Origin of the sequence: Streptacidiphilus pinicola (assembly GCF_003258295.1) — a bacterium.
GTDB lineage: Bacteria > Actinomycetota > Actinomycetes > Streptomycetales > Streptomycetaceae > Streptacidiphilus > Streptacidiphilus pinicola.
This window is the reverse complement of sequence record NZ_QKYN01000265.1, coordinates 1-4,871: the sequence shown is the minus strand read 5'-3', so window position 1 is coordinate 4,871 and position 4,871 is coordinate 1. Positions and strand designations below refer to the sequence as shown.

Below are 4,871 nucleotides of genomic sequence, written 5' to 3'. Positions count from 1 at the left end.
CACCAACGTGGCCGAGCGCCGCACCGGCGCGGCGCTCGGCCACGTTGGTGACGTCCACCGGCAGCATGACCAGCGCGGTGGTGCCGCCGGAGTCGCTCGGGCGCAGCTGGATGCGGATGCCGTGACGCAGCGAGAGTCGACCGACCACGAAGAGGCCCATGCGGCGGGAGACGGAGACGTCCACCACCGGCGGGTTCGCCAGGCGCTCGTTGATCTCGGCCAGGTCGTCGGGGGAGAGGCCGATGCCGGTGTCGTGGATCTCGACCAGCACACGGCCGTCGGGCAGCGCGTGACCGGTGACCTTGACGCGGGTCTGCGGGCTGGAGAACGAGGTCGCGTTCTCGAGCAGCTCGGCGAGCAGGTGCACGAGGTCGTTGACGACGCGGCCGGCGACGTCGGCCGTCGGAACCGAGGCCAGTTCGATGCGCTCGTACTGCTCCACCTCGGACGCGGCGGCGCGGAGCACGTCGACCAGCGGGACCGGACGGGTCCAGCGACGGCCGGGGTCCTCACCCGCGAGAACGAGGAGGTTCTCACCGTTACGACGCATACGCGTCGCGAGGTGGTCGAGCTTGAACAGCTGGGCCAGCTGGTCCGGGTCCGCCTCGCGCGACTCGAGCTCGGAGATCATGGCCAGCTGACGCTGGATCAGACCCTGGGAGCGGCGCGAGAGGTTGGTGAACATCGCGTTGATGTTGCCTCGCAGCAGGGCCTGCTCGGCGGCGAGTCGGACGGCCTGGCTGTGGACCTTGTCGAAGGCCCGGGCCACGTGGCCGATCTCGTCCCTGGTGTCGATGCCGAGCGGCTGGATCGTGACGTCCACGTCCTGCGGGTCGGACTCGGAGAGCTTGCGGACCATCTCCGGCAGCGTGTGCTCGGCGACGTCCTCGGCGGTCTGCTGCAGCTTGGCCAGCGTGCGCACCATCGAGCGGGCCACCAGACCGGCGCCGAGGATGGCGACCAGGAGGACCGCGACGATCAGACCGGCGTTGGCGTAGGCGTCGGCCTGCGCCTGCGAGCGCAGGTCGGCGGAGGTGGTGTTCAGCTCCTGGACCAGGAACGACTCGTCCTGGGCCATCTGCGTCATCTGCGTCTTGGACTCGTTGAACCAGTCCTGCGGGCCGGTGCCGCCGACCGCGCTGGTGAACGCGCTGGGGCTGGTGGCCGTGAGCGCCTGGCTGGCGAAGCGCTGCGCGTCGGAGATGTTGGTGTTCGACTGCCAGGCGCCGGTCAGGTTGTTGGCCTTGGCGGAGCCGTAGAGGGCGGTGAACTCCTTCTGCGCCGTGGCGGCGTCCTGCAGCGCGGAGAGGGCGTACTGCCGGTCGCTCGGCGAGATGGTCGGCGTGGGCTGGGTGGCACCGGTCGGCTGGAAGGCGAGCGCGCCGAGCAGCGTGGACCGGACGATGGCCATGTCCTCGTGCCACTGCGTGAAGGCCTGCAGCGACCGGGTCGCCTGGACCAGCTGCAGGTTCGAGGACGCGAGGGCGAGGTCCTGGGTGATCTGCGTCAGCGGGGTGATCAGGCCGTCGAAGGCCGCGATCGTCTTCTGCAGGTCGGGGGCCTGGCCGCCCGCCGGGTAGGAGAACGCCGTCTGCTCGTACTGCCCGAGGTTCTGCAGCTTCGTCTGGACCGAGGTGATGTCGACGCCGTTGCCCGGGAGCTGCGTCTGGTCGAGCGAGTCGATCAGGTTGCTCAGGGTCTGGTTCTTCCTGACGGTCTGCAGGTGGTCGTACATGACCGTGCCGTTGGAGGAGACCGCCTGGCCGGGGACGCCGCTGGCGGCGGCCATGTCGTCGCGCTCGGTCTCCAGGGCGATGGCCAGCAGGGTGGCGGCCTGGGCCACGTCACCGAGCTTGGCCACGTTGTCCAGCTGCTGCTGTGTCTGCAGCGAGCCCTGGATACGCAGACCACCGAGGACGATGGCGGCGATCACGGGGAGCACGAGCAGCGCCGTGAGCCTGGTGCGGATACGCCAGTTGCTCAGCGAGAAGCGGCTGGTCCGCTGGGTCTTGGGCGGGGTCACCGGGCCGACCCGGGTCGCGCCGGTCGGCGCGTCCTGGTCACCCTTGGTGTTCCGGTCGCCCTTGCCGGGCGCACCACCCGGACCGGCCTCGGGGCCGGACCGTCCTGCGGCGGGGCCGGGGCGAAGGCCCTCGGCGGCGTGGGGGGCATTCGGCGACGACTGCTGGTGGCCAGCTGATCCGCGGTCCGCCGGGTTGCCCGCGCCGCCGCCCCTCTTGATACGTCCCTGCACTAGCGTCGCAACCTCTGGACCAGGCGTCCCCCGCTGCAGCGGCGGAACGGTGTCGAGTTCTCGGAGGGCGTGGACCCGGGTCGGGTCCGAGCCGCGCCCGGTGGAGTTCGTACTCCAAGCCGCCGTCGAGTGCCCCGGTGCCGAGCTGCTGCTGGGGGAGGGACGGGCTCCGGCGGTCCGTGGCATTCCAGCACAGCCCCCGATCTCCAACAAGGGGCGACGCTGGGTAGTGATGTCTGTGACGATCAGTGGTGCGGGTGTGACGCAATGTGCGAAATATGGCCAGGGAAACCGTACGTTTCGGACATGCGCGGGTCCGAACCGAGGCCCCCGGGGTGACGCCGCGTCATGATTTTGTCCGGTATGGGTGTTATGTCGGACCTGTGGAACCGGCCACAATGACGTAACTGTGCAGTCTGGAGTGCATGAAAGTGACCAAACTCACAGCATATGAGGTGGTGCCGGATGGCTCTCCTGTGGAATGAGATCCTGGATGTGGGCACGGCACGTGGCCCCATCCCGATCGAGACCAAGGTGAGTCACCGGTGACCTTCAAGACGACCATGAGCTTCCGTCCCACGGCCAACCCGCGCCGGACCAAGCTCGACGCGCTGCCCGAGAACGGCGGCCCGGCGCTGCGCGAGTCCGCCGCCGCGCCGGCGGAGCTCCCGCAGCAGACGGCCAACCCGCGCCGCACCAACCTGATGGTCGCCCCGCCGGTGGCGGTCGCGGAGTAACCGCGCCACACCTGACGCGAAGGGCCCCGCTCCGGCGGGGCCCTTCGCGTTGCCCGGACTAATGTGGTCGTGATCCACCCGTTCCGTCCCGAGGAGACGTCCGCACCGTGCGCATCGCCAGGTTCACCCACGAGGGCGAGGTCAGCTTCGGCGTGGTCGACGCCGAGTCCGAGACCGTCGCCGCGCTCGCCGGCCACCCGTTCGGCGAGCTCCAGCCCACCGGTGCGGTGCTGCCGATCGCCGACGTGCGACTGCTCACCCCGATGCTGCCCAGCAAGATCGTGGCCGTCGGCCGCAACTACGCCGCGCACGCGGCCGAGCTGGGCAACGAGGTGCCCGAGGCGCCGCTGACCTTCTTCAAGCCGTCGACCTCGGTGATCGGCCCCACGGAGAACATCGCCTACCCGCCGTTCTCCTCCGACGTGCAGTACGAGGCCGAACTGGCCGTCGTCATCGGCCGGATGTGCCGCGAGGTGCCGCACGCCCGGGCCAAGGACGTGATCTTCGGCTACACCTGCGCCAACGACGTCACCGCCCGCGACGTCCAGCAGCGCGAGGGCCAGTGGGCCCGCGCCAAGGGCTTCGACACCGCCTGCCCGCTCGGCCCCTGGATCGAGACCGACCTCGACCCGGCCGACCTCGCCGTCACCTGCACCGTCAACGGCGAGCTGCGCCAGGCCGGCCGCACCTCCCAGATGGTCCGCTCGATCGCCGACCTGATCGTCCACATCTCCGACGCGATGACCCTGCTCCCCGGCGACGTCATCCTCACCGGCACCCCCGCGGGCGTCGGACCGCTGCAGATCGGCGACGAGGTCTCCGTCACCGTCGAGGGCATCGGCACGCTCAGCAACCGCGTGGTCAAGCGTGGCTGACGTCGGTGTCCTGTGGGACGTCGACGACACGCTCTTCGACTACTCGGGCGCTGAGCGTGCGGGCATCCTGGAGCACCTGGGCGAACTCGGCCTGCTGGGCGAGTTCGCCTCTCCGGAGCAGGCCCACGCGCTGTGGACCGCGGACATGGAGGCGGCCTACGAGCGTTTCCTGGCCGGTGAACTCGGCTTCCAGGAGCAGCGACGCGTCCGGGTCGAGGCGTTCCTCGGCCGGATCGGCCGTACGGCGCCGGACCCCGACGTGTGGTTCGCCGGCTACCTGGACGCCTTCACGCGGCACCGTCGCGTCTTCGACGACGTGATACCAACCCTGGATGCCCTGCCGGGGTACCGGCACGGGTTGCTCTCCAACTCCTCCAGCCGCTACCAGGAGGACAAGCTGACCGCCATCGGCCTGCGCGGCCGGTTCGTCTCGCTCGTCTGCTCGGACGAGATCGGCCACGCCAAGCCCGCGCCGGAGGCCTTCCTGGCCGGCTGCGCCGCGCTCGGCCTGCCGCCGGACCGCGTGGTCTATGTGGGCGACAAGCTGACGACCGACGCGGAGGGGGCGCTGGCCGCCGGTCTGCAGGCCGTCTGGCTGGACCGTCGTGGGCTCGGCGGCGGGGGCGGGGTGCCCCGGATCGACACCCTCGCTGACCTGCCGGAGCTGCTGCGGCTTATCGATTTTGGAGCGCCGCCCACCATCCGGTAGTGTTCTTCTTGTTGCGCCGCCCGGGAGGGACGGGGGAGAGTCGAGAGGCACTCACCAAGATCACCTGGACAGTGCGATGGGGTATGGTGTAATTGGCAGCACGACTGATTCTGGTTCAGTTAGTCTAGGTTCGAGTCCTGGTACCCCAGCTCAAAACGAAATACTGATCTCGCCCCCGTTGTGTAGCGGCCTAGCACGCTGCCCTCTCACGGCAGTAGCGCCGGTTCGAATCCGGTCGGGGGTACTCGGTCCGCAAGGACCAACGCCCCCGTTGTGTAGCGGCCTAGCACGCTGCC

Annotated in this window: 4 protein-coding genes and 2 tRNA genes; 5 read left to right on the top strand and 1 reads right to left on the bottom strand. The window is 69.8% G+C overall.

Annotation, left to right across the window (positions count from 1 at the left end; translation table 11 throughout):
• Nucleotides 1–2,254: HAMP domain-containing sensor histidine kinase (locus DN069_RS38915; protein ID WP_116513728.1), on the bottom strand; the 2,254-nt coding region annotated here is incomplete at its 3' end.
• A 545-nt stretch (nt 2,255–2,799) separates the two neighbouring features.
• Here DN069_RS38915 and DN069_RS38910 point away from each other — a divergent pair.
• The 5 genes from DN069_RS38910 (at nt 2,800) to DN069_RS38890 (ending at nt 4,819) form a co-directional block, all read left to right on the top strand.
• Nucleotides 2,800–2,991 carry a hypothetical protein gene (locus DN069_RS38910; protein ID WP_111507952.1) on the top strand — a complete coding sequence of 64 codons (192 nt, stop codon included), beginning with the start codon at nt 2,800–2,802 and terminating at the stop codon, nt 2,989–2,991.
• A 107-nt stretch (nt 2,992–3,098) separates the two neighbouring features.
• Complete coding sequence (locus DN069_RS38905) at nt 3,099–3,866, top strand: fumarylacetoacetate hydrolase family protein (RefSeq protein WP_111507951.1); 768 nt, start codon at nt 3,099–3,101, stop codon at nt 3,864–3,866.
• Nucleotides 3,859–4,575, top strand: coding sequence for an HAD family hydrolase (locus DN069_RS38900; protein WP_111507950.1), 717 nt, complete (start codon nt 3,859–3,861; stop codon nt 4,573–4,575). Before DN069_RS38905 ends, DN069_RS38900 begins: the two co-directional genes overlap by 8 nt.
• 77 nt (nt 4,576–4,652) lie before the next feature.
• A tRNA-Gln gene (locus DN069_RS38895) sits at nt 4,653–4,724 on the top strand.
• Nucleotides 4,725–4,746: 22 nt separating this feature from the next.
• Nucleotides 4,747–4,819, top strand: a tRNA-Glu gene (locus DN069_RS38890).
• The last annotated feature ends 52 nt before the right edge of the window (nt 4,820–4,871 follow it).